Genomic DNA, 20,989 nt, shown 5'->3' on the forward strand with positions numbered 1-20,989 from the left:
ATATTATCATCCAAGATAGTACTCGGAGGTAGTAATGTTATGCAAATATTTAGTCCAGACAGCGAAGTAATGGAGTTTCTTAGCAAGGTTACAGATTATATCATTTTAAATCTACTTACACTTCTTTGCTCAATTCCAATTATCACTATAGGTGCAGCTCACACTGCAAAATTTTATACATCTATGAAGATTGTCAGAGGTGAGGAGCCTAGCGTAACAAAAAGCTATTTTAAATCTTTTAAAGAAAACTTTTCTCAGGTTACAGTAGCGTGGCTCATTATCCTTTTGATAGGGCTGATACTTGCCTTTGACTGGTATAATGTGCTCTATGGAAGAGCGGCCAGCATGCCTATTATTTTAAAGGCAGTACTTGGTGTGCTTTCTTTTGTTGTATGGTCAGTTGCATACTGCATGTTTCCTTTTGAAGCAAGATATAAGGTGACCTTAAAGGAGCTTTTTAAGGCATCCATGGTAATGGCGCTTCTTAATTTCCCAAGAATGATTTTGATTTTTATAGTGACATTTTTACCTTACATAATCTGTGCGTGGTACATAGAGTGGGGGCTTGCAATTTGGCTGCTCTGCACCACAGTCACACTTTATTACATAAGTAAGGAATTCAATAAACAGTTAGAAATGCTAAACAAGGAGGAAGAAACAGTTGAATCAGGAAACAATGAAGCGTGCTAAGGAATTAGTATCGCAGATGACAATAGAGGAAAAGTGCTCTCAGATGCTTCATCATGCTGAGGCCATCGACAGACTTGGTATTCCAAAGTACTGCTGGTGGAACGAGGCACTTCACGGAGTGGCAAGAGCAGGAGATGCCACAGTTTTCCCACAGGCAATTGGCCTTGGTGCTACCTTTGATGAGGAGCTTGTTCAGAAGGTGGCAGATGCCACATCTACAGAGGGACGAGCAAAGTTCAATGAGTTTTCAAAGCACGGCGACAGAGATATCTACAAGGGCCTTACTTACTGGGCTCCAAACGTAAATATCTTCCGTGACCCAAGATGGGGACGTGGCCATGAGACCTACGGCGAGGACCCATATCTTACTGGTCAGCTTGGTATGGCTTATGTAAGAGGTCTTCAGGGTGATGATTTGGACAATCCAAAATCAGCAGCCTGCGCTAAGCATTTCGCTGTTCACTCAGGTCCTGAGGCAGACAGACATCACTTCGATGCAAAGGTAAGTGATCAGGATTTATACGATACATATCTTTATGCCTTCAAGCGTCTTGTTAAGGATGCAAAGGTAGAGGCTGTTATGGGCGCTTACAACAGAGTAAATGGTGAGCCAGCCTGCGGTAGCAAGAGATTACTTAAAGATATATTAAGAGGTGATTGGGGCTTCGAAGGTCACGTGGTTTCAGATTGCTGGGCAATCAGAGATTTCCACGAGAATCACAAGGTAACTACCTGTGAAGTGGAATCAGCAGCACTTGCTGTTAATAACGGCTGTGATTTGAACTGCGGTTGTGTATATGAGAAGCTTCTCTACGCTTACAAAGCAAACCTTGTTTCTGAGGAGACAATCACAGAGTCAGTTGAGCGTCTTATTGAGCTTCGCCTTCGTCTTGGAACTCTTCCAGAGAGAGGCAGCAAGTATGATGACATCCCTTATGAAATGGTAGAGTGCAAGGAGCACAAGGAGCTTGCAAATGAGGCTGCTAAGCGTGCTATGGTACTTCTTAAGAATGACGGACTTCTTCCACTTAAGAAGGATGCTATCAAGACAATCGGTGTCATCGGACCAAACTCAAATTCAAGAATTGCACTTGTAGGAAACTATGAGGGTATTTCATCTGAATATATTACTGTACTTGAAGGTATCCAGCGTTACGTTGGAGATGATGTGAGAGTATTCCACTCAGATGGAACTCCACTTTGGAAGGATAGAATGCATGTGCTTTCTGAGGCAAGAGATACCTTTGCTGAGGCGATGGCAGTAGCTGAGCACTCAGATGTTGTAGTACTTGCAATGGGTCTTGATTCTACAATCGAAGGAGAGGAAGGCGATGCTGGAAACGAGTTCGGTAGTGGAGATAAGAAGGGACTTAAGCTTCCAGGCTTGCAGCAGGAGCTTGTTGAGAAGATTACAGCTATCGGAAAGCCTGTAGTACTTCTTGTTTTAGCTGGTTCCGCCATGGATTTAAGCTGGGCTAACGATAACGTAAATGCGATAATCCAGTGCTGGTATCCAGGAGCAAGAGGTGGACGTGCAATCGCAGAGGTTCTCTTTGGAGAGGACAGCCCATCAGGAAAGCTTCCACTTACTTTCTATAAGTCAGATGCTGATTTACCACCATTCGAGGATTACTCAATGGAGGGACGCACCTACAGATATTTCAAGGGCACACCACTTTATCCATTTGGATATGGTCTCAGCTACTCAGATATTCAGTACACTAACGCTGCTATCGATAAGACTGAGGGTGCTATTGGAGAAAAATTTACAGTTAAGGTAACAGTTAAGAATGCAGGGGAATACAAAGCACACGAGACTGTTCAGGTATATGTGAAGGATGTAGAGGCATCTACAAGAGTTGCCAATTGCATGCTTCGTAAGATTGCAAAGGTTGAGCTTCTTCCTGGGGAATCAAAGGAAGTAAGCCTTGAGCTTTCAGCCCGTGATTTTGCACTTATTGATGAAAAGGGCAGATGTGTTGTTGAGCCAGGTGCATTTAAGGTATCTATCGGCGGTCAGCAGCCAGATGCAAGAAGTGCAGAGCTTACAGGAAAGCCTGTAGATGTTTTTGATGTGGTGTTAAAGGGAGAAGTAACTGAAGTAGAGTATTAGGAGGATAATGTAATGGAAATGCAAATTGCAAAGGCACCAACAGACCCAGAAAAGAATCGACCATTTTTTTACATTATAAAGGACAAAGAGCTTTTTACACAGTCTGACGAGGAAGGTAAGGGTGTTTCCTTCCTCTACCAGAGTGATGGACGTCTTATCAGCAGCGCTACCTTCACAGGAAACGTTACTGACGAGCACATTTTAAAGCTTATGGAGACAGTAGACGGCTTCAAGAAGCTTGTTCATTCTGTAGGTGTTTCTGTAGAGATGGAAGATAAGGATAAACAGGCAGAGTTCGTTTTCCAGATGTATGGCAAGAAGGATTTATATGGTGGCGGTGCCAATCTTATTGCTAACGTAAATACGAATTCAAAGGAGGAGAGAATTTACCTTTCTGATATAGACTGGACAGAGGATGATGATGTACCAGGACAGATTCGTGTTCACACAGATGCACCAGAGGAGAAGGCTTTCCTTTCTGTAAGATTCTTCTTAAATGATGGTTTTGAGGCACCACCTCAGCTTGAGGAAAAGCCCGTTGATACAGCTTCACCAGAGTACAGGGAAATGATTGACCGTTCCCTTGTCAACCTTGGAAATACAAAGCGTCTTGTTGATGTTGTAAATAAGGCAAAGGCTGGCGAGGATGTCAACATCTGCTACATCGGTGGTTCTATCACACAGGGTGCAGGTGCTACACCTATCAACACAGAGTGCTATGCATATAAGTCTTTCCTTGGCTTCAAAAAGCTTATGGGTGGAGGAGACAACATTCACTTCGTAAAGGCTGGTGTAGGCGGAACACCTTCAGAGCTTGGTATGATTCGTTTTGACAGAGATGTGCTTCGCGATGGCACAGTTGAGCCAGATTTATTAGTTGTTGAATTTGCAGTAAATGATGAAGGTGACGAGACAAAGGGCAACTGTTTCGAGAGCTTGGTTAGACGTGCTCTTAAGCTTCCAAGCCAGCCTGCAGTAATGCTTATGTTCTCAGTATTCTCAGATGATTACAACCTTCAGGACAGACTTTCTCCTGTAGGTTTCAGATATGATTTGCCAATGGCGAGCGTTAAGGATGCAGTTGTTCCACAGTTCTATGACAGAGACAAGCGAATCCTCACAAAGCATCAGTATTTCTATGATATGTTCCATCCTACAAATCTTGGACATACTATCATGGCAGACTGCCTTATCAACATTATGGAAAAGGCAATCTCAGGCGAGACACCAGATAGCTATGATCCACGCATGGATGAAGCACCAGCAATTGGAAATACATTTGATGACGTTATTCTTGTGGATAAAAAAGACAACACAGGCCTAGTTAGTGTACAACCTGGCGGATTCGTATATACGGATGAAGTCCTTCAGTCAGTGGAGATGGATTTAGATTTAAATCTCACAGGAGAGTTCCCATACAACTGGATGTATGATGGCGCAAATGGCAGTAGCGATCCTTTCGAGATGGATGTAGAGTGCAAGGCTCTTGTAATCGTAATGAAGGATTCAGGAGAGGTTGATGCAGCCACAGCAAAGGTTTATGTAGATGATAAATTCGTACGTGACCTTGATCCATACGTAAACCGTTGGTGCCACTGCAATCCGCTCATCATCATCGACGAAAACGAAACTGCTAAACATCACGTTAAAGTAGTAGTTGACAAAGATGAAGTAAGAAATAAGTTCACTATTTTAGGATTCGGATTAGTAAAGTAAAAATAGACTGTAACAGGCGGGAGGTAAACTATGACTATTGCACACAACCCAATACTTAAAGGCTTTTATCCAGACCCTTCAGCATGCCGCGTAGGGGATGATTACTATATTGTTTGTTCAAGCTTTGTTTATGCACCAGGCGTTCCAATTTTCCACAGCAAGGATTTGGCACACTGGGAGCAGATAGGACATGTCCTAGATAGAGAAAGCCAGCTTCCAGTAAGCGGCGAAATCTCAAGGGGAATCTTTGCTCCTACAATCAGAGAGCACAAGGGTACCTTCTACATGATTACTACAAATGTAAGCCACGGTGGCAACTTTGTAGTAACAGCAAAGGACCCAGCAGGTCCATGGTCTGAGCCATATTATCTTGGCGAGGATGCACCTGGTATCGACCCATCACTTTTCTTTGATGACGATGACAGATGCTATTATGTAGGAACAAGACCAAATCCAGAGGGAGTTCGCTATAACGGCGACTGGGAAATCTGGGTACAGGAATTAGACCTTAACACAATGAAGCTTGTAGGCAAATCAATGGCCATCTGGAAGGGTGCCGTTAAGGATGTAATTTGGCCAGAGGGTCCACACCTTTACAAGAAGGATGGCTATTATTATCTTCTTCACGCAGAAGGCGGTACAGGCCCAGAGCACGCTATTTCAGTAGCTCGTTCAAAGGAATTATTTGCATGGTTTGAGGGCTGCCCAAGAAATCCTATTTTTTCTCATAGAAATTTAGGTAAGGATTATCCTATAATATATGCTGGTCACGGTGATTTAATCGATGATAAAAATGGCAACTGGTACATAGTAATGCTTGCTTCTCGTCCATGCGAAAAGCACTGTAGCATTGGTCGTGAGACCTTCCTTGCAAAGGTTGTTTGGGAAGAGGGATGGCCAGTAATTAATCCAGGTATCGGAAAGCTTGAAGATGATGTGGAGCTTCCTTTCGAGGAGCATCCATTTGCAGCAGAAAATGAGTGGAGTGATGAGCTTCATTTCTGGACAAAGGAATTAGACCAGCGTCTCGTTGGTATCGAAAAGAGAAACGAGGACATATACTCACTTACAGAGCGTCCTGGTTTCCTTCGTCTTTTCACTCGTCCAGAGCGTGCAGAGGAAATGTGCTATCCATCATATTTAGGATTGCGTCAGAAGGATTATTCATTTAAGGTAAATACTGGAGTTGATTTTACTCCTGCAAATGAAAATGAATGTGGTGGTCTGGTGCTTTTCCAGAATCATGCTAATCATCTTACACTTGAGATAGTATTAAAGGGTGGTAAGAAGGTTCTTCAGGTTCGCAAGACTATCAAGGGAGAAGAGACTGTTACAGCATCAGCTGAGGTTAGTGCAGAAGTTGTTACAATCGAGCTTCAGGCTAAGGCTCAGAAGGCAGATGCTTATCTTGTGGAGAATGGTAAGCACACTCTTCTTGAAGCGGGTATCGATTTATTGCCATACACCACAGAAGAAGCAGGCGGATTTGTTGGATGTACAGTGGGAATGTACACTTCTTCAAATGGTAAGCCAAGCGACAACCACTGCGATTTCGCATGGCTTACTTTAGAGAGAAATTAATTTATTGGGTGATGTTAATGACAAAATTTGATTCTTATTTCGGGAGATTTATTTCTAAAACAACTTCAAAGAGAAGACTGATGGCATTCTATATTGTGTTTGTCATCATCCCTATCCTTGCGGTTGATGGTCTTGTTGTTTCAGGAGCATATCGTGCAGAGCTGGCAGCAAGAGAGCATACCATGGAGAATCAGGCTAATGCCATTACCTACACCTTTGAAAATCAAATTGATCAGGCTGCTAAGTTGGGCAATGCTCTTTATAGCAGCCTGTATGTTGATAGATTTTTAAACACAAAGTTTAAAACAAATCTTGAATACTATAATGCATATCACGATTTCTTTGATGACACTCTTCTTAAGCTTGTAGAGGGCCAGTCTGGTCTTAATTTTTGCATTTACATAGATAATGACACAGTGACAAATGGTGCGGAGTTTCAGCGCTTGGATCAAGCTGTTGGAACAGACTGGTATACCTATGTGGAGGAATCAGAATTAAATAAGGGCCTCTATTTTGGCAGGAGAAAAACTGCCGACAGACAGATTCAAAAGACTATCTATTATTTCCAAAAATTAAATTATTATAATAGTGTTTCTCAGAATATATTGCTTGTTATTATAGACTACGGAAAGATTTCCGATAATATTGCCAATCTGAATTTTGAAAATCGTGCTTATGTTTGCGATAGCACAAGAGTAATCTTGTCTAATAGCAAATATAGCAATATAAATAAAGATTATGGTCTGAAACGTGATTTGAAAAACATTGCTTATACACAGGAGTTTCAGAGCTACAATCAGATTCTTACAGTGGATGTTTTAGCGGGAAACGATTCTTTCCTGAAGGCTTTTAAGAGCCGCTGGTATCAGCTCCTTCTTCTGATTATTGTAAATATGGTTTTACCTATTTATGTCAGCAGTATTTTGAATACTGTTTATCAGAATAAGTTGAAGGAACAGGAATCCTTTGTGGCAAGAAAGAATGCAGAGCTTCTTGCTCTTCACAGTCAGATTAATCCGCATTTCCTGTTCAATGCACTTGAAAGTATCCGTATGCATTCCCTTTTGAAACAGGAAACTGAGACGTCAAAAATGGTGGAGCATCTTGCTAAGCTACAGCGTCAGTATACTGAGTGGAATGAGGATAATGTTACCATTGAAAAAGAAATTGAATTCGTAAATGCGTATCTGGAATTACAGAAATATCGCTTCGGTGACAGACTGTCTTTTGACATCGATGTGGAAACTGAGTGCTTGAAATATTTCATTCCAAAGCTTACTATAGTAACGTTCGTAGAAAACGCATGCATCCATGGAATCGAAAGTAAAATCACGCCAGGATGGATATTTGTAAGGATTTCCACCGACGGTGAATTTATGATTTTAGAAATTGAGGATACTGGAAACGGAATGGAAGAAGAGGAAGAAAAAAATCTTCTTCGCAGAATGCGTTTTGCAAATATAGAAATGCTCAAGGAAAAAGGTAGAGTGGGTATAGTTAATGCCTGCCTTAGACTGAAAATGATGTCTGAGGATGAGGCAATCTTTGACCTTGATTCGGAGCCAGGTACAGGTACACTTGTACAGATTATGGTTCCAGTGAAATATCTAAAGGGGTTATTGTAGTAATGTTAGAGGTTTTATTAGTAGATGACGAGCCATTTATTTTACAGGGCTTGCAGCTTTTAGTGGATTGGGAAAAGGAAGGCTATCATATCACCACCGCATCAAATGGTAAGGAGGCATATGATTACGTTTCGAACAATCCAGTTGATCTGATTATTTCAGATATTAAAATGCCAGTTATGACAGGAGTAGAGCTTTTAAAGGCTATCAGAACTGAGCTTGCTAAGGATATTTATTTTGTTATCCTTAGCGGTTATGCAGAATTCAGCTATGCTCAGGAGGCGCTCCGTTTTGACTGCACCGATTATATATTAAAGCCTGTTGAAAGTGATCAGTTACTTTCTATTCTTAGAAAGGTATCTGTTTTAAATCAGGCGAAGACATCCCGTACCAAAGACGGTATAAGAAAAGAGAAGGCATACATGGAACGTACTCTTATGCATCTTCTCAGTGGTAAATATGAAGTTAATGATTTAGAGTACGTATCTCAGAAGACAAATATAGATGAGGAAAAGTGCTATGTGGAGATTCAGCTGGATGAGCAGAATCCTGCAGAAGAATTTTCCGATGATGATAAAAAGGCAATGCTTGCTAAGCTGTATACGGCAGCCTGCGATTATTTGAAAGATGATTCCATATTCTGTATTCGAGATATTTCTGACAGTGAGCAGGTATATGATATAGGCTTTGTTTACAGTGAGAGCATGGCACAGCGCTTGCAGCTTACAGCAAAGGAATATCTTATCAGTTTTCTGGAATATCTGGAGGCAAATACAAATCTTGCCATCACAGTTCTTGTGGGAAAGCCGGTTACAGGTATTAGAAATATTTCAAAGTCCTATGGAACTGCCAACATGCTTCATTCTCTTCAGGGCTTCCGTGAAAAGAAGAATATTTACTTCTACGAGGAAGAGTACAAGGTTGGAGAGACCGGTCTGATTATTTGCAAAAAGCAGCTGGATGCGTTGATAACTGCCATCGAAAGAGGCGAGCATGTGGAAATTCGTAAATGCGTAGAGGATTTCTACGGGGAAATGCAAAAGACAGGTGTGACAGGTTCTACGATGAATCTAAACATCAATTATCTCTTATTCCAGCTTATACATCTTGCCAGTGAGCTGGACAGCGAGGTTAATCAGGAAGAGATTCTGCGTATCATTTCAGAGACCACCTCAGAGGAAGGTATTAGACGTGGTGGAAGAACTCACCTTTGCCGTATGTCTTACGCTTATGGCGAGTATCTTGCTCAGCTTCGTAAAAACGTATCAAGAGGTGTTCTTGGTGATGTGGAAGAGGAGATTAAGAAGAACTACGCTTCAAATCTTACACTGAAGGATTTAAGCGAAAAGTACTATGTTAACTCAGCTTATTTGGGTCAGCTTTTCAGAAAGAAGTACGGTTGCTCCTTTAAGGATTACCTAAATAAAAAGAGAATTGAGGAGGCAGCAAAGCTTCTTCGCAAAACAGATATGAAAATATACGAAGTGGCAGAATCTGTAGGCTATAAGGACGCAGATTACTTTGTAAATAAGTTTATAGAAGCAATGGGTTGCACACCTACAAAATATAAAAAGAACTTTTAGACAACTATAAAAAAGGGGGTAGAAATTTTAAAATTTCTCCCCCTTTTATCTATACTTTATCAGATGTTTTGTTCACAATTCTGACATAGAATAATATCATAGCAAAGGGACAATGGTCCCGGGAAAACATAGGAGGGTTATTTATGAAAAAGAAAATTGTAAGCGCTGTGCTTTGCGCTGCAATGCTCTCAAGCATGTTCGCTGGATGCGGTAAGCAGGCAGCAAGCGGCGGAGCAGTGAACGAGGATGGTATCAAAGAATTTACAGCATTCTTTGCAGTACCTGGTTCGGAAATCAATGATGACAACGAGATCCAGCAGATCATTGCTGAGAAGACTGGTTGCAAAGTAAAGGAAACATGGCTTACAGGTCAGACAGCTGAAGAGGCAATTGGTACTCTTATCGCTGGTGGGGAATATCCTGACTTCGTAGAAGCTGGTAATGGTTCAGTTCAGATGTATGAGGCAGGCGCTCTTGTAGCACTTGATGATTATATTGATAAGTATCCAAACATCAAAGAGTACTTTACAGAGCAGGAATGGGATCAGCTTCGTCAGAGCGACGGACACATCTACTGGATTCCACAGTTCTCTAACATCTACGGTGAAGAGCGTTCTTGTACACACAACGACGAGGCATTTTGGATTCAGGCAAGAGTACTTGAGTGGGCTGGTTATCCAAAGATTGAGACAATGGATGAGTACTTCGATCTTATCGAGGCATACAACGAGGCTAACCCAACAATGGCTGATGGTACTACAGCAAATATCCCTTACACAATTCTTTGCGATGACTGGAGATACTTCTGCTTAGAGAATGCACCAGAGTTCCTTGATGGATATCCAAACGATGGTTCAGTTATCGTTGATCCAGAGAAGCTTCAGATTATCGATTACAATACAACAGATACAGCTGTTAAGTACTTCAAGAAACTTAACGAAGAGTATCACAAGGGTATCGTAGATCCTGAGTCATTTACACAGACATATGATGAGTACATCGCTAAGATTTCTTCTGGTCGTGTACTTGGTATGATTGATCAGTGGTGGGATTTCGCATACACAGGCGAGGATGCAATCAAGTCAGCAGGTCTTGATGAGCAGGGTTGCCAGTACGTTCCACTTCCAATCACAATTGAGAAGGGAATGAAGAACCAGTGGCACAACTCAGGCGGAGTTCTTAACGTAGCTTCAGGTCTTGCTATCACAACATCATGTAAGGATGTTGAGGGCGCACTTCAGTTCGTAAATGATCTTCTTGATCAGGACATCCACGATTTAAGATTCTGGGGTGTTGAAGGAACAGATTACCTCGTAGGTGATGATGGATTATACTACAGAACACCAGAGATGAGAAAGCAGGCTTCTGATACAGCTTACAAGGCTTCTCATACATGTTCTTACTCATACTTCCCACAGTATTCTGGAACAAGCCGTGATGGCAAGAATGCTATGAAGTCTGATGGACAGGAGCAGGAATTCTTCGATGGTCTTTCAGAGCCAATCAAGAAGTGCTTCGAGGCTTATGGTGCTAAGACATATGTAGAGATGCTTGGTACAACAGAGAAGCCAGGTCCATGGTATCCAATGTACACATTCTCTAGCTCAATGACAACTTCTACACCAGGTGGTACAGCTTGGGCAAAGATGGGTGAGATTAAGCACCAGTATCTTCCAAAGGTTGTTATGGCTGACAATTTCGAAGAGGGATGGGCTGAGTACATGAAGGTTTACGAAGAGTGCAAGCCTGAGGACTTCATTTCAGAGATGCAGACAGAGCTCGAGAGAAGAGTTGCAGAGGCTGCTAAGTACGAATAAAAAATAATTAAGGTAAAAAGATAAACCCTTGGCGGGCATTATCGCAATGCCCGCCATCTTTATACCTTTTTATAGTATTTTTGGGAGGTAATTATGACTAAAAAAGCTTTTAACATGGCAGATTTTAAGCGCCAGAGAATTCTTATCATCTGGGCAGCAGCGATCGTTATCTACGGTATAGTATTCCACTATGCACCACTTGTTGGATGGCTTATGGCATTCCAGAATTATAAGCCAGTAACAGGTCTTTTACATTCAGAGTTCGTTGGACTTGCAAAGTTCCAGTATTTATTTTCAGATGTAACATTCCTTAGAGTTATTCGTAACACACTTGCAATGGGCGTTATCAACTTGGCAGTTACATTCTTTATGGCAATTTTATTCGCCATCCTTTTAAATGAAATGGCATTCAAGGGTGGAAAGAAGGTAGTTCAGACAATTTCTTACCTTCCTCACTTCCTTTCATGGATTATCGTTACTGGTATCCTTCATGATGCACTTTCAGGAACAGGTATTATTAACACACTTTTACTTCACTTTGGAGTTATTGATCAGACAATCAACTTCTTTGCACATGAAAAATACTTCTGGCCAATCGTAGCCTTCGCTAATGTTTGGAAGGAGACAGGCTGGAATGCAATTATATATTTAGCAGCAATCACATCAATTGACCCATCACTTTATGAAGCAGCAGCTATTGATGGCGCAGGCAGATGGGCAAAGATTAAGCACGTAACACTTCCAGGTATCAAGCCTACAATCATGATTCTTTTACTTATGAACGTTGGTAACGTACTTAATGCAGGTTTCGAAATTCAGTACTTACTTGGAAATGGTCTTGTACAGAACGTATCACAGACAATTGATATCTATGTATTGAAATGGGGTATCAGCCAGGGTGACTACTCAATCGGTACAGCAGCTGGTATCTTCAAGAGTGTAGTATCAATCATTCTTATTGTATTCTTCAACCATATTGCTAAGAAGCATGGTGAAGAAAGATTATTCTAGGAGGTGGACATCATGGATCAGACATTAGATTTAACAACCACATCTTCTAAGAAGAAGGAGGCAACTATGGAAAAAGCCAGAAGACATAAGAAAATTTCAGGTGCTGATTTAGCATTTAGAATTTGCAATGGCATTTTCATGATTTGTTTTGTAATTATTACACTTTATCCAGTTTTAAATACACTTGCAGTATCTTTAAATGATGGTACTGATGCACTTAGAGGCGGTATTTATCTTATGCCTCGAGTGTTTACTTGGAAAAACTATGAGACAGTATTAGCTAAGGACAACCTTATCACTGGTGCTGTTGTTACTGTAGCGAGAACAATTATTGGAACAGTTCTTGCCCTTGTTACAAATGCAATCCTTGCATTTATCGTTAGCCGTAAGAACTTTATGTTCTCAAAGCAGGTTTCACTGTTTTGGGTTATTACAATGTATGTTAATGGTGGATTGATTCCTACATTCCTCCTTTTTAAATCCCTTGGACTTACAAACAGTTTTGCAGTTTATGTAATACCTGGAATGATCTCCGCCTTTAACATGTTAGTTATCAGAACCTATATGAGGGGTATTCCTGACAGTTTGGAGGAGTCAGCACAGTTGGATGGAGCTGGTTACACAACTATTTTCCTAAAGATTATTTCTCCATTATGTAAGCCAGTTTACGCTACTGTTGCTCTCTTCGTAGCTGTAGGACAGTGGAACTCATGGTTCGATGCAATGCTCTATAACAGAATGGCCTCACAGTACACAACCTTACAGTATGAGTTAATGAAACTCCTTTCTTCAGTATCAAACCAGAGCTCATCTGCTGAGGCCATGAAGAATGCTGGTGAAGGTTCAGTAACTCCTACATCTGTAAGAGCAGCAGCAACAATTATTACAATGCTTCCAATTATTTGTATTTATCCATTCTTACAGAAGTATTTCGTAACTGGACTTACACTTGGTGGCGTAAAGGAATAAGATTTTTTAGACTAGACGATTATGACATACAGAAATTTATTTTTAGAAATAGGTAAAACCCCAGCTGAAATAGAACGCAGGGTAAATGAGACTTTTGAAGAGATATTCTATGGTGTCAACAAGTTTTATGAAACTACAGAAGATGGCACCATGGGATACCTTGTAGATACAGGAAATATTGATACTCGTACTGAAGGTATTTCATACGGTATGATGATGGCTGTTCAGATGGACAAGAAAAAGGAATTTGATCAGCTTTGGAACTGGGCAATGACAAACATGTACCTTGATGAAGGTGAAAACAAAGGTTACTTTGCCTGGTCAGTAGACCCTAGTGGTCGCAAAAATGCTTATGGACCAGCTCCAGATGGTGAGGAGTTCTTTGCAATGGCACTTATCTTTGCAAGTCACCGTTGGGGAGATGGCGAGGGCATCTATAACTATAGTTTAAAAGCTAAAGAGCTTTTAAAAGTGGTTCTTCATCATGAAGAAATGTATGGAGGCCACAATATGTGGAACGAGGATGGTCTTATTAAGTTCGTCCCAGGACTTGAATTTACAGATCCATCTTATCATCTTCCACACTTCTATGATTTATTTGCGGAGAATTGCTTTGACGAAGACAAAGAGCTTTGGAAAAAATGCGCTAAAGCCAGCCGCGAATATCTCAAGAAAGCATGCCATCCAGTAACAGGTCTTTCCCCAGAATATAGTTATTACGATGGCAAACCTTATCCCGACCATGAACATTTCGGTGGAAGACATGACTGGTTCTATAGCGACGCTTATAGAACTATAGCAAATATCGGCCTTGACTATGAATGGGCCGATAAGGACACCGAATTTGGTCAGTGGTGTAAAGCTACTGCCAACAATCTTCAGGCTTTCTTCGCAAACCTCCCAGTCGAAGACCGCAGAGGAATCTATGAGATTGATGGAACTATCTTAGAAGGCAAGGCACTTCATCCAGTAGGCTTGACTGCAACAATCGCTCAGGCGTCACTTGCAGCGGATGGAGAGTATGCTCTCAAGGCTGTAGAAGAGTTTTGGAATACACCTCTTCGTACAGGCGAGAGACGCTACTATGATAATTGCTTATATCTCTTCGCTATGTTGGCGCTTAGCGGAAATTACCGAATTTGGTAATTACTTCTTCTTCATTTCACAGACATAACAAATATTATGTGTTAAAATGCTATTGGGTTTGTTAAAACCTGATAGCATTTTTTAGATTAATGGAGGAATTCGTATGGATTACAATTCAAGATATAATGAGTGGTTGGAGAAGCTTGCAGATTCAGATCCTTTAAAGGCTGAGCTTCAGGCTATCGCTGGCGACGAGAAGGAAAAGGAAGACCGTTTCTATCAGGACCTTTCATTTGGTACAGCAGGACTTCGTGGTAAAGTTGGTGCAGGAACCAACCGCATGAATTTCTTTACAGTTGGCAAGGCTACACAGGGTGTTGCTGATTTTATCGTGTCAAAGGGTAAGGAAGCATGTGAGAAGGGTGTAGTTATCGCTCACGACCCACGTCACTTCTCAAAGGAGTTTTCACAGCTTGCAGCTGGTATTTTTGCAGCTAACGGAATCAAGGTTTATTGTTTCCCTGATCTTCGTCCTACACCAGAGCTTGCCTTTATGATTAGAAGACTTGGAACAGTTTCAGGTATCAACATCACAGCATCACACAATCCAAAGGAATATAACGGATATAAGGCATACTGGGATGACGGCTGCCAGGTTTCATCAGAGATTGCTGATGGCATGACAGAGTGCATCAACGCTGTTGATATGTGGAATGGTATCAAGAAGTCTGACTTTGAGCAGGGCGTTAAGGAAGGTAAGATTATCGTCCTTGGCGAGGAATATGACAGAGAGTACCTTGATAAGATTGAGTCACTTGCAATTCATGAGGGGGATGAGCTTGATCTTACAATTCCACTTGTATATACACCACTTAACGGATGTGGTTCTATCCCATTCCGTCAGATGCTTAATGATAGAGGTTTCTCTAACTGGACAATCGTTCCAGAGCAGGAGAATCCAGACCCAGATTTCAAGACTGTAGGCTATCCAAATCCAGAGGATACAAAGGCCTTCAGATTATCTGAGGAGTATGGTCGCAAGTTTGGTGCAGAGCTTCTTATGGCCACAGACCCAGATGCAGACCGTTTCGCTATTGAAATTCGCGATAGCGAGGGCAACTACGTACCTCTTAATGGTAATCAGACAGGTTACCTTCTTGTAAATTATGTTCTCGAGGGACATAAGGATGCAGGCACACTTCCAGCAAAGGGTGCTATGGTTAAGTCTATCGTTACATCTACCTTATCCACAATCATGGCTAAGGCTTACGGTGTGGAAATGTTTGAAACTCTTACTGGTTTCAAGAACATTTGTGGAAAAATACCTTATCTTCATGATAACGGATATACATATCTCTTCGGTTATGAGGAGTCAGTTGGATATGCTATCTGCGAGGATATCCGCGATAAGGACGGTATCTCTGCAGGTATGATGGTTGCTGAGGCAGCTGCATATTATCGTAAGCAGGGCAAGACTCTTTGGGATGTTCTTCAGGAAATCTACGCTAAGTATGGTTTCTTTGCAGAGGACGAGCCAAACATCATCTTAGAGGGTATTCCAGGAGCTCAGCGTATTCAGCGTATGATGAAGTGGTTCCGTGAGAATATGCCTACTACAGTTGCAGGCGCAAAGGTTGAAAAGGTAATTGATTATATAAATGGATATGAAGATATTCCACCTCAGAATGCTATTCGCTTGTTCTTAGACAATGGTTCATGGTTTGCCATCAGACCATCTGGTACAGAGCCTAAGATTAAGTTCTACTTCTACTCAAACCAGGATTCTCGTGAGAATGCTCTGAAGGTAAATGCAGAGATTAAGGATGAGATTTTCGCTCTGATTAACTCTGTAGAATAATTAGCTAATCATAATAATGATAAAAATGGAGGGTTTTTGATATAAAAGACCCTCTTTTTTATTCTAGAATATCTTCAGCATGGAATATTTTGGAGGTTTATTTTAATGAGTTCAAAGATATTTGATACTGAAAAATTCGCCAAAGTGGCTAGGCGTGCTGTTGCAGAGGGTACAGTCCTTCTGAAGAATGATGGCGTACTTCCACTTAAGGCTGGTTGTAATATAGCACTGTTTGGCCGAAGCCAGTTCAATTACTACAAGAGTGGTACTGGCTCAGGAGGAATGGTTAATACAAAATATGTTATCGGTGTTCGAGAGGCATTAGAGGTTGATGAGCGCTTCAACCTGAACGAAGACTTGAAGGCTACCTATGATGAGTGGATTAAGGATAATCCATTTGATGCAGGTACAGGCTGGGCTTCTGAGCCATGGTTCCAAAAGGAAATGCCAGTTTCAGCAGAACTTGCTGCAAAAGCAGCTCAGGCTTCAGATGTTGCCATTGTCCTTATTGGCCGTACAGCAGGTGAGGATCAGGATAACAGTCTTTCTCAGGGAAGCTACCTTCTTACAGATGACGAACATGAAATGCTTAAGAATGTAACAGCAGCTTTCGAGAAGACTATCGTTCTTTTGAATGTTGGTAACATCATCGATATGAGCTGGATGGAAAGGTACAACCCATCAGCAGTTCTTTATATCTGGCAGGGTGGCCAGGAAGGTGGATATGGTGCTCTTGACGTAATTTCAGGAGATGTTAATCCATCAGGCCGTCTTACTGATACTATTGCTAAGAGTATTGAAGATTATCCTTCTACACCAAACTTTGGTGGCAAAGAGACTAACATCCAGCGTGAAGATATCTACATAGGCTACAGATATTTCGAGACTTTTGCACAGGACAAGGTACTTTATCCATTTGGATATGGATTGTCTTACACTACATTTGATATTCAGGCAGGTACTTGCCTCTATGACGGAGAGAAAGTCAAAATCAAGGCTACAGTTACAAACACAGGTGATTTGGCAGGTCAGCAGGTAGTTCAGGTGTACGTTTCAAAGGATCAGGGAGTCCTTGGCAATCCAGCTATGGAGCTTGTGGACTTTTGTAAGACTAAGGAGCTTGCTCCAGGGGAGACACAGGAGTTCGAGTTCGTAATTACGAACTATCAGCTTTCAAGCTTTGATGATAGTGGCGTTACCAGCCATAAGAATGCATACGTTATGCAGGCAGGTGTCTACGAGTTTTACGTAGGTGAGAATGTCCGTACTAATGTTGAAGCTGGAATTGTTAAGCTTGAGGAGCTCAAGGTAATCGAGCAGCTTTCTGAGGCTATGGCACCAGTGGTTAAATACACAAGAATCAAGCCAGTAAAGCTTGCTGATGGAAGCATCAAGACATTATACGAGGATGTTCCTACAGCAACAGTAGACTCTGAAAAATTCAGAAAAGAAACTCTTCCTACCGAGATGAAGGCTAAGGAAGGAAAGACATTCAAGCTTGTTGATGTATTAGATAAGAAGTGTACCATGAACGATTTTGTGGCACAGCTTTCTGATGAAGACCTTTGCTGCATAGTTCGTGGCGAGGGTATGAGCTCACCTAAGGTTACACCAGGCTGTGGTGGCGCATATGGTGGTGTTACTGACTCACTTTTAGAGAAGGGTATTCCAGTGGCATGCTGTTCAGATGGCCCTTCAGGAATTCGTATGGATTCAGGAAAGAGAGCCTTTGCTATGCCAAACGGTACATGTCTTGCATGTGCATGGAATCTTGAGCTTGTAGAAGAGCTTTATAACTGGGAAGGTCTTGAGCTTAGAAAGAATAAAATCGACTGCTTACTTGGACCAGGTATGAATATTCACAGACATCCTCTTAATGGACGTAACTTCGAATATTTCAGTGAGGACCCATTCGTTACAGGAAAGAACGCAGCTGCCATGCTTAAGGGCATGCACAAATACGGTGTTACCGGTACCATCAAGCACTTCTGCATGAATACACAGGAGACGGGCAGACATACAGTAGAACATGTTGCATCACAGCGCGCTATCCGCGAGATTTACCTTAAGGGTTATGAAATGGCTGTCAGAGAGGCAGGCGCTCACGCTGTCATGACAACTTACGGCTCTGTTAATGGATACTACACATCTTCAAGCTACGATTTGGTTACAAGAATCCTTCGTGAGGAGTGGGGCTTTGATGGAATCGTAATGACAGACTGGTGGGCAAAGGGCGGCAAATCATATAATGGAAATAATTCTGATATGGCAGCTATCGTTCGTGCTCAGAATGATTTATACATGGTTACAAGCAGTGCCGAAGATAATACAAATAAGGATAACACTGCAGAAGCTCTTGCAGATGGCAGCCTTTCAAGAGCTGAGCTTCAGCGTTGTGCAGCTAATATCTGCAAGTGGATTATGGAAAAGCCAGTCATGAATCGCTACCTTGAGAGAGACAATGAACTTGATGTTCAGCTTGCCTCAGAGGTAGATGATGATGAGCTTGATTTCGATAAGATGATTGACCTTAGAATTGATGAAAGCGGTGTGGCTGAAATCAATCCAGAGGAAATCAAAACAGCCAGAAACACCACCAACATGGTTACTGTTTCATTTAAGGAACGAGGCGATTACAAGCTTGTTCTGACAGTGCGTGCTGCACAAGGCCTCAGCGACCTTGCACAGATTCCATTCAGTATCTTCAAGGACAAGGAGCTTGTGAAGATGGTTACCCTCACAGGCGAGGATAAGGAGTGGCAGACAATCGAGGTGCCATTCGTCGGATGTGCCATGACCTTCTTTTTGAAACTTCACTTTGCTCAGGATGGAATGGAAATAAATGATATTCACTTTGAACTTGTTAAGTCAAGAGAAGAGGAGTTCCGTCTTATGTTCGCACGTATGGGCGAAGAGTAACAGGTGTCAATTAAGCTATGTAATATTTATAGTGTTGCAAAATATAATTGCTCACAATATATTCGCAATTTGTTAAAAAATCTCCCACACATTGGGAGATTTTTTTTGCTAAAATCATGCTAGCTTACTTTAGGCATGGGAGAATAAACAAGCTGTTTTTTTAAGGAGTGTTTAGCATGAAAAGTAGCATGAAAGCAAAGATTATGGCCAGCATTGTTCTTCTTGATTTGGTAATGGTGTTTGGTATAGCCTTTATAGGCTTCAATTTCAGGTCAGCTGTTACCACTGCCAACATGATGTCCCAGACATATTTGTTGGTAGAGCGAGACTTTGGTAATGCCAATACTAACTTACAAAATCTGGTTAAGAGAATTTTCATTCTTGAGACCATGAATTATATGTACCAGGACAACTGGACTGATACTGCCACAAGAGACACAATCATCGGTGTAGGCGAAGGAGAATATCAGCTTGTTGCAGAGGCTGTTGCTGATTTGAAGACTCATGTGGATGCTATAAATGACCCTGAGTTTACAGAGCAGTATCAGACAATGAGTAATGCAGCCAATAGCTTTCTTGCTGAATATAAAAAGATGGAAGCAAGCTTTTATGAAGGCAAATTTAGCGATGCTATGACCACTTATTTTGCCGGAGCACATGAATATGTGACAGTGTACGAGGAAAATGTAGGACTCATGCGTGAAAAGCTGGAGCTTCTTGTGCAGGAAAATGAGGAAGCCCTCATAAAATATGAAACAAGAGTACAGCAGTCTATAGTCTTTGGTATTATAATGCAGATTGTTGCCACCACATTTGCTGTAATCATAGTAAGAAGATCAGTCAATCCACTTATAAGCTCAGCTAAGGAGCTTGATAGTATGATTGCTGAAATGAATGCAGGAAATGCAAATCTTGCCCATAGAATCAATAATAAATCAAAGGATGAGGTTGGTGTTCTTGTATCAGGTATCAACAACTTCTTAGAAACCTTAGAGAAGATTATCTTCACTATAAAGGATGAGTCGGGAAATATTTACACTTCTGTTGAAAATACTGTTGGTATAGTAAATGCTTCCAAGGATGATGTAAGTAACGTATCCGCAGTTATGGAAGAGCTTTCAGCCAGCATGGAAACAGCAAACAATACACTCCTTTCACTTAACGATGAAGCAGGTGATGTAAATTCTGCGGTAGGTAATGTATCTAACCAGGTTAATGAGGGAACAAGCCGAGTATCAGAAATCAAAGAGCATGCAACGGTTATTCGTGAGAAGACAGTTAAGATGAAGGCGTCCACAAATGAAATGGTTTCTTCTATTAAAGATACACTTGAGAATTCTATTGCAGAAAGTAAGAATGTTGAACAGATTCAGACCCTTACTGAGGACATCCTTTCAATTGCAGCACAGACAAACCTTCTTGCTCTTAATGCTTCCATCGAGGCAGCCCGTGCAGGTGAAGCTGGTAAGGGCTTCGCAGTAGTTGCTGACGAAATCAGACAGCTTGCTGAACACAGTAAAGAGACAGCTAATTCTATTCAGGAAATCAGTAATCAGGTTATTTCAGCCGTTGAGGCTCTTGCTGATAACTCTAACGAGATGCTTACCTATGTAAGTGAGACAGTACTTGCAGATTACGATGGCTTCGAGGATGTTGCGAAGCAGTACTATCAGGATGCTGAAGATATCAACGCAGTCCTTGATAGCGTAAATGAGAATACTGTAGTGCTTAACTCAACCATCAGTGAGATGACAGAGGAGATTGACCATATCTCTAAGGTTATCAATGACTGTACCCAGGGTGTTAACGAAGCTACAGAAAGCACCTCAGGAATCCTTGAGTCAATCACCACCATCCACGATGACTCCGAGAACAACCGAGACATTTCTCAGCGTCTTCAGGAAGAGGTATCGCGCTTCACAAGCGTTGCGGATGAAGAATAGATTGATAATACTCAAAAGGTCCAGCTGCTATGGCTGGACCTTTTATTTTGTTTCAGCCTGCTCACTACAGTTTATATT

At 41.5% G+C, this 20,989-nt stretch carries 13 protein-coding genes; all 13 read left to right on the forward strand.

The window, feature by feature from the left end:
* Positions 1–39: 39 nt before the first annotated feature.
* Positions 40–690, forward strand: a complete 651-nt coding sequence (locus BMZ41_RS03870; RefSeq protein ID WP_090169059.1) for a YesL family protein — start codon at positions 40–42, stop codon at positions 688–690.
* On the forward strand, positions 662–2,803 hold the full coding sequence (locus tag BMZ41_RS03875) for a glycoside hydrolase family 3 protein (RefSeq protein WP_090527028.1): 2,142 nt from the start codon (positions 662–664) through the stop codon (positions 2,801–2,803). The genes BMZ41_RS03870 and BMZ41_RS03875 overlap by 29 nt, the downstream gene beginning before the upstream one ends.
* Positions 2,804–2,815: 12 nt before the next feature.
* Positions 2,816–4,519 carry an SGNH/GDSL hydrolase family protein gene (locus tag BMZ41_RS03880; RefSeq protein ID WP_242942008.1) on the forward strand — a complete coding sequence of 568 codons (1,704 nt, stop codon included), beginning with the start codon at positions 2,816–2,818 and terminating at the stop codon, positions 4,517–4,519.
* Positions 4,520–4,549: 30 nt separating this feature from the next.
* Positions 4,550–6,100: a glycoside hydrolase family 43 protein gene (locus BMZ41_RS03885; protein WP_090527030.1), complete on the forward strand. Its 1,551-nt coding sequence runs from the start codon at positions 4,550–4,552 to the stop codon at positions 6,098–6,100.
* Between the two features lie 80 nt (positions 6,101–6,180).
* Entirely contained in the window at positions 6,181–7,725 is a 1,545-nt protein-coding gene (locus BMZ41_RS03890) for a sensor histidine kinase (protein WP_242870671.1), read from the forward strand.
* Positions 7,726–7,727: 2 nt separating this feature from the next.
* Positions 7,728–9,308, forward strand: a complete 1,581-nt coding sequence (locus BMZ41_RS03895; protein WP_090169051.1) for a response regulator transcription factor — start codon at positions 7,728–7,730, stop codon at positions 9,306–9,308.
* Between the two features lie 143 nt (positions 9,309–9,451).
* Complete coding sequence (locus BMZ41_RS03900) at positions 9,452–11,125, forward strand: extracellular solute-binding protein (protein ID WP_090169048.1); 1,674 nt, start codon at positions 9,452–9,454, stop codon at positions 11,123–11,125.
* A gap of 93 nt (positions 11,126–11,218) precedes the next feature.
* Positions 11,219–12,136: an ABC transporter permease gene (locus BMZ41_RS03905; protein ID WP_090527032.1), complete on the forward strand. Its 918-nt coding sequence runs from the start codon at positions 11,219–11,221 to the stop codon at positions 12,134–12,136.
* A 66-nt stretch (positions 12,137–12,202) separates the two neighbouring features.
* Entirely contained in the window at positions 12,203–13,105 is a 903-nt protein-coding gene (locus BMZ41_RS03910; protein ID WP_090169122.1) for a carbohydrate ABC transporter permease, read from the forward strand.
* 21 nt (positions 13,106–13,126) lie between these two features.
* Positions 13,127–14,251: a family 8 glycosyl hydrolase gene (locus BMZ41_RS03915; protein ID WP_090527034.1), complete on the forward strand. Its 1,125-nt coding sequence runs from the start codon at positions 13,127–13,129 to the stop codon at positions 14,249–14,251.
* A 103-nt stretch (positions 14,252–14,354) separates the two neighbouring features.
* Complete coding sequence (locus BMZ41_RS03920) at positions 14,355–16,049, forward strand: phospho-sugar mutase (protein ID WP_090527036.1); 1,695 nt, start codon at positions 14,355–14,357, stop codon at positions 16,047–16,049.
* A gap of 105 nt (positions 16,050–16,154) precedes the next feature.
* Positions 16,155–18,968, forward strand: a complete 2,814-nt coding sequence (locus BMZ41_RS03925; protein WP_090527038.1) for a glycoside hydrolase family 3 protein — start codon at positions 16,155–16,157, stop codon at positions 18,966–18,968.
* A gap of 176 nt (positions 18,969–19,144) precedes the next feature.
* Positions 19,145–20,911, forward strand: a complete 1,767-nt coding sequence (locus tag BMZ41_RS03930) for a methyl-accepting chemotaxis protein (protein WP_090527041.1) — start codon at positions 19,145–19,147, stop codon at positions 20,909–20,911.
* The last annotated feature ends 78 nt before the right edge of the window (positions 20,912–20,989 follow it).

The organism is Pseudobutyrivibrio sp. UC1225, assembly GCF_900115215.1.
Classification (GTDB): Bacteria; Bacillota; Clostridia; order Lachnospirales; family Lachnospiraceae; genus Pseudobutyrivibrio.

Bases quoted from the DNA above. Each gene is read 5' to 3' on its own strand.
- BMZ41_RS03870 (WP_090169059.1), top strand. From the start codon at position 40: ATGCAAATATTTAGTCCAGACAGCGAAGTAATGGAGTTTCTTAGCAAG.
- BMZ41_RS03920 (WP_090527036.1), top strand. From the start codon at position 14,355: ATGGATTACAATTCAAGATATAATGAGTGGTTGGAGAAGCTTGCAGAT.
- BMZ41_RS03905 (WP_090527032.1), top strand. From the start codon at position 11,219: ATGACTAAAAAAGCTTTTAACATGGCAGATTTTAAGCGCCAGAGAATT.
- BMZ41_RS03895 (WP_090169051.1), top strand. From the start codon at position 7,728: ATGTTAGAGGTTTTATTAGTAGATGACGAGCCATTTATTTTACAGGGC.
- BMZ41_RS03880 (WP_242942008.1), top strand. From the start codon at position 2,816: ATGGAAATGCAAATTGCAAAGGCACCAACAGACCCAGAAAAGAATCGA.
- BMZ41_RS03925 (WP_090527038.1), top strand. From the start codon at position 16,155: ATGAGTTCAAAGATATTTGATACTGAAAAATTCGCCAAAGTGGCTAGG.
- BMZ41_RS03915 (WP_090527034.1), top strand. From the start codon at position 13,127: ATGACATACAGAAATTTATTTTTAGAAATAGGTAAAACCCCAGCTGAA.
- BMZ41_RS03930 (WP_090527041.1), top strand. From the start codon at position 19,145: ATGAAAAGTAGCATGAAAGCAAAGATTATGGCCAGCATTGTTCTTCTT.
- BMZ41_RS03885 (WP_090527030.1), top strand. From the start codon at position 4,550: ATGACTATTGCACACAACCCAATACTTAAAGGCTTTTATCCAGACCCT.
- BMZ41_RS03890 (WP_242870671.1), top strand. From the start codon at position 6,181: ATGGCATTCTATATTGTGTTTGTCATCATCCCTATCCTTGCGGTTGAT.
- BMZ41_RS03910 (WP_090169122.1), top strand. From the start codon at position 12,203: ATGGAAAAAGCCAGAAGACATAAGAAAATTTCAGGTGCTGATTTAGCA.
- BMZ41_RS03900 (WP_090169048.1), top strand. From the start codon at position 9,452: ATGAAAAAGAAAATTGTAAGCGCTGTGCTTTGCGCTGCAATGCTCTCA.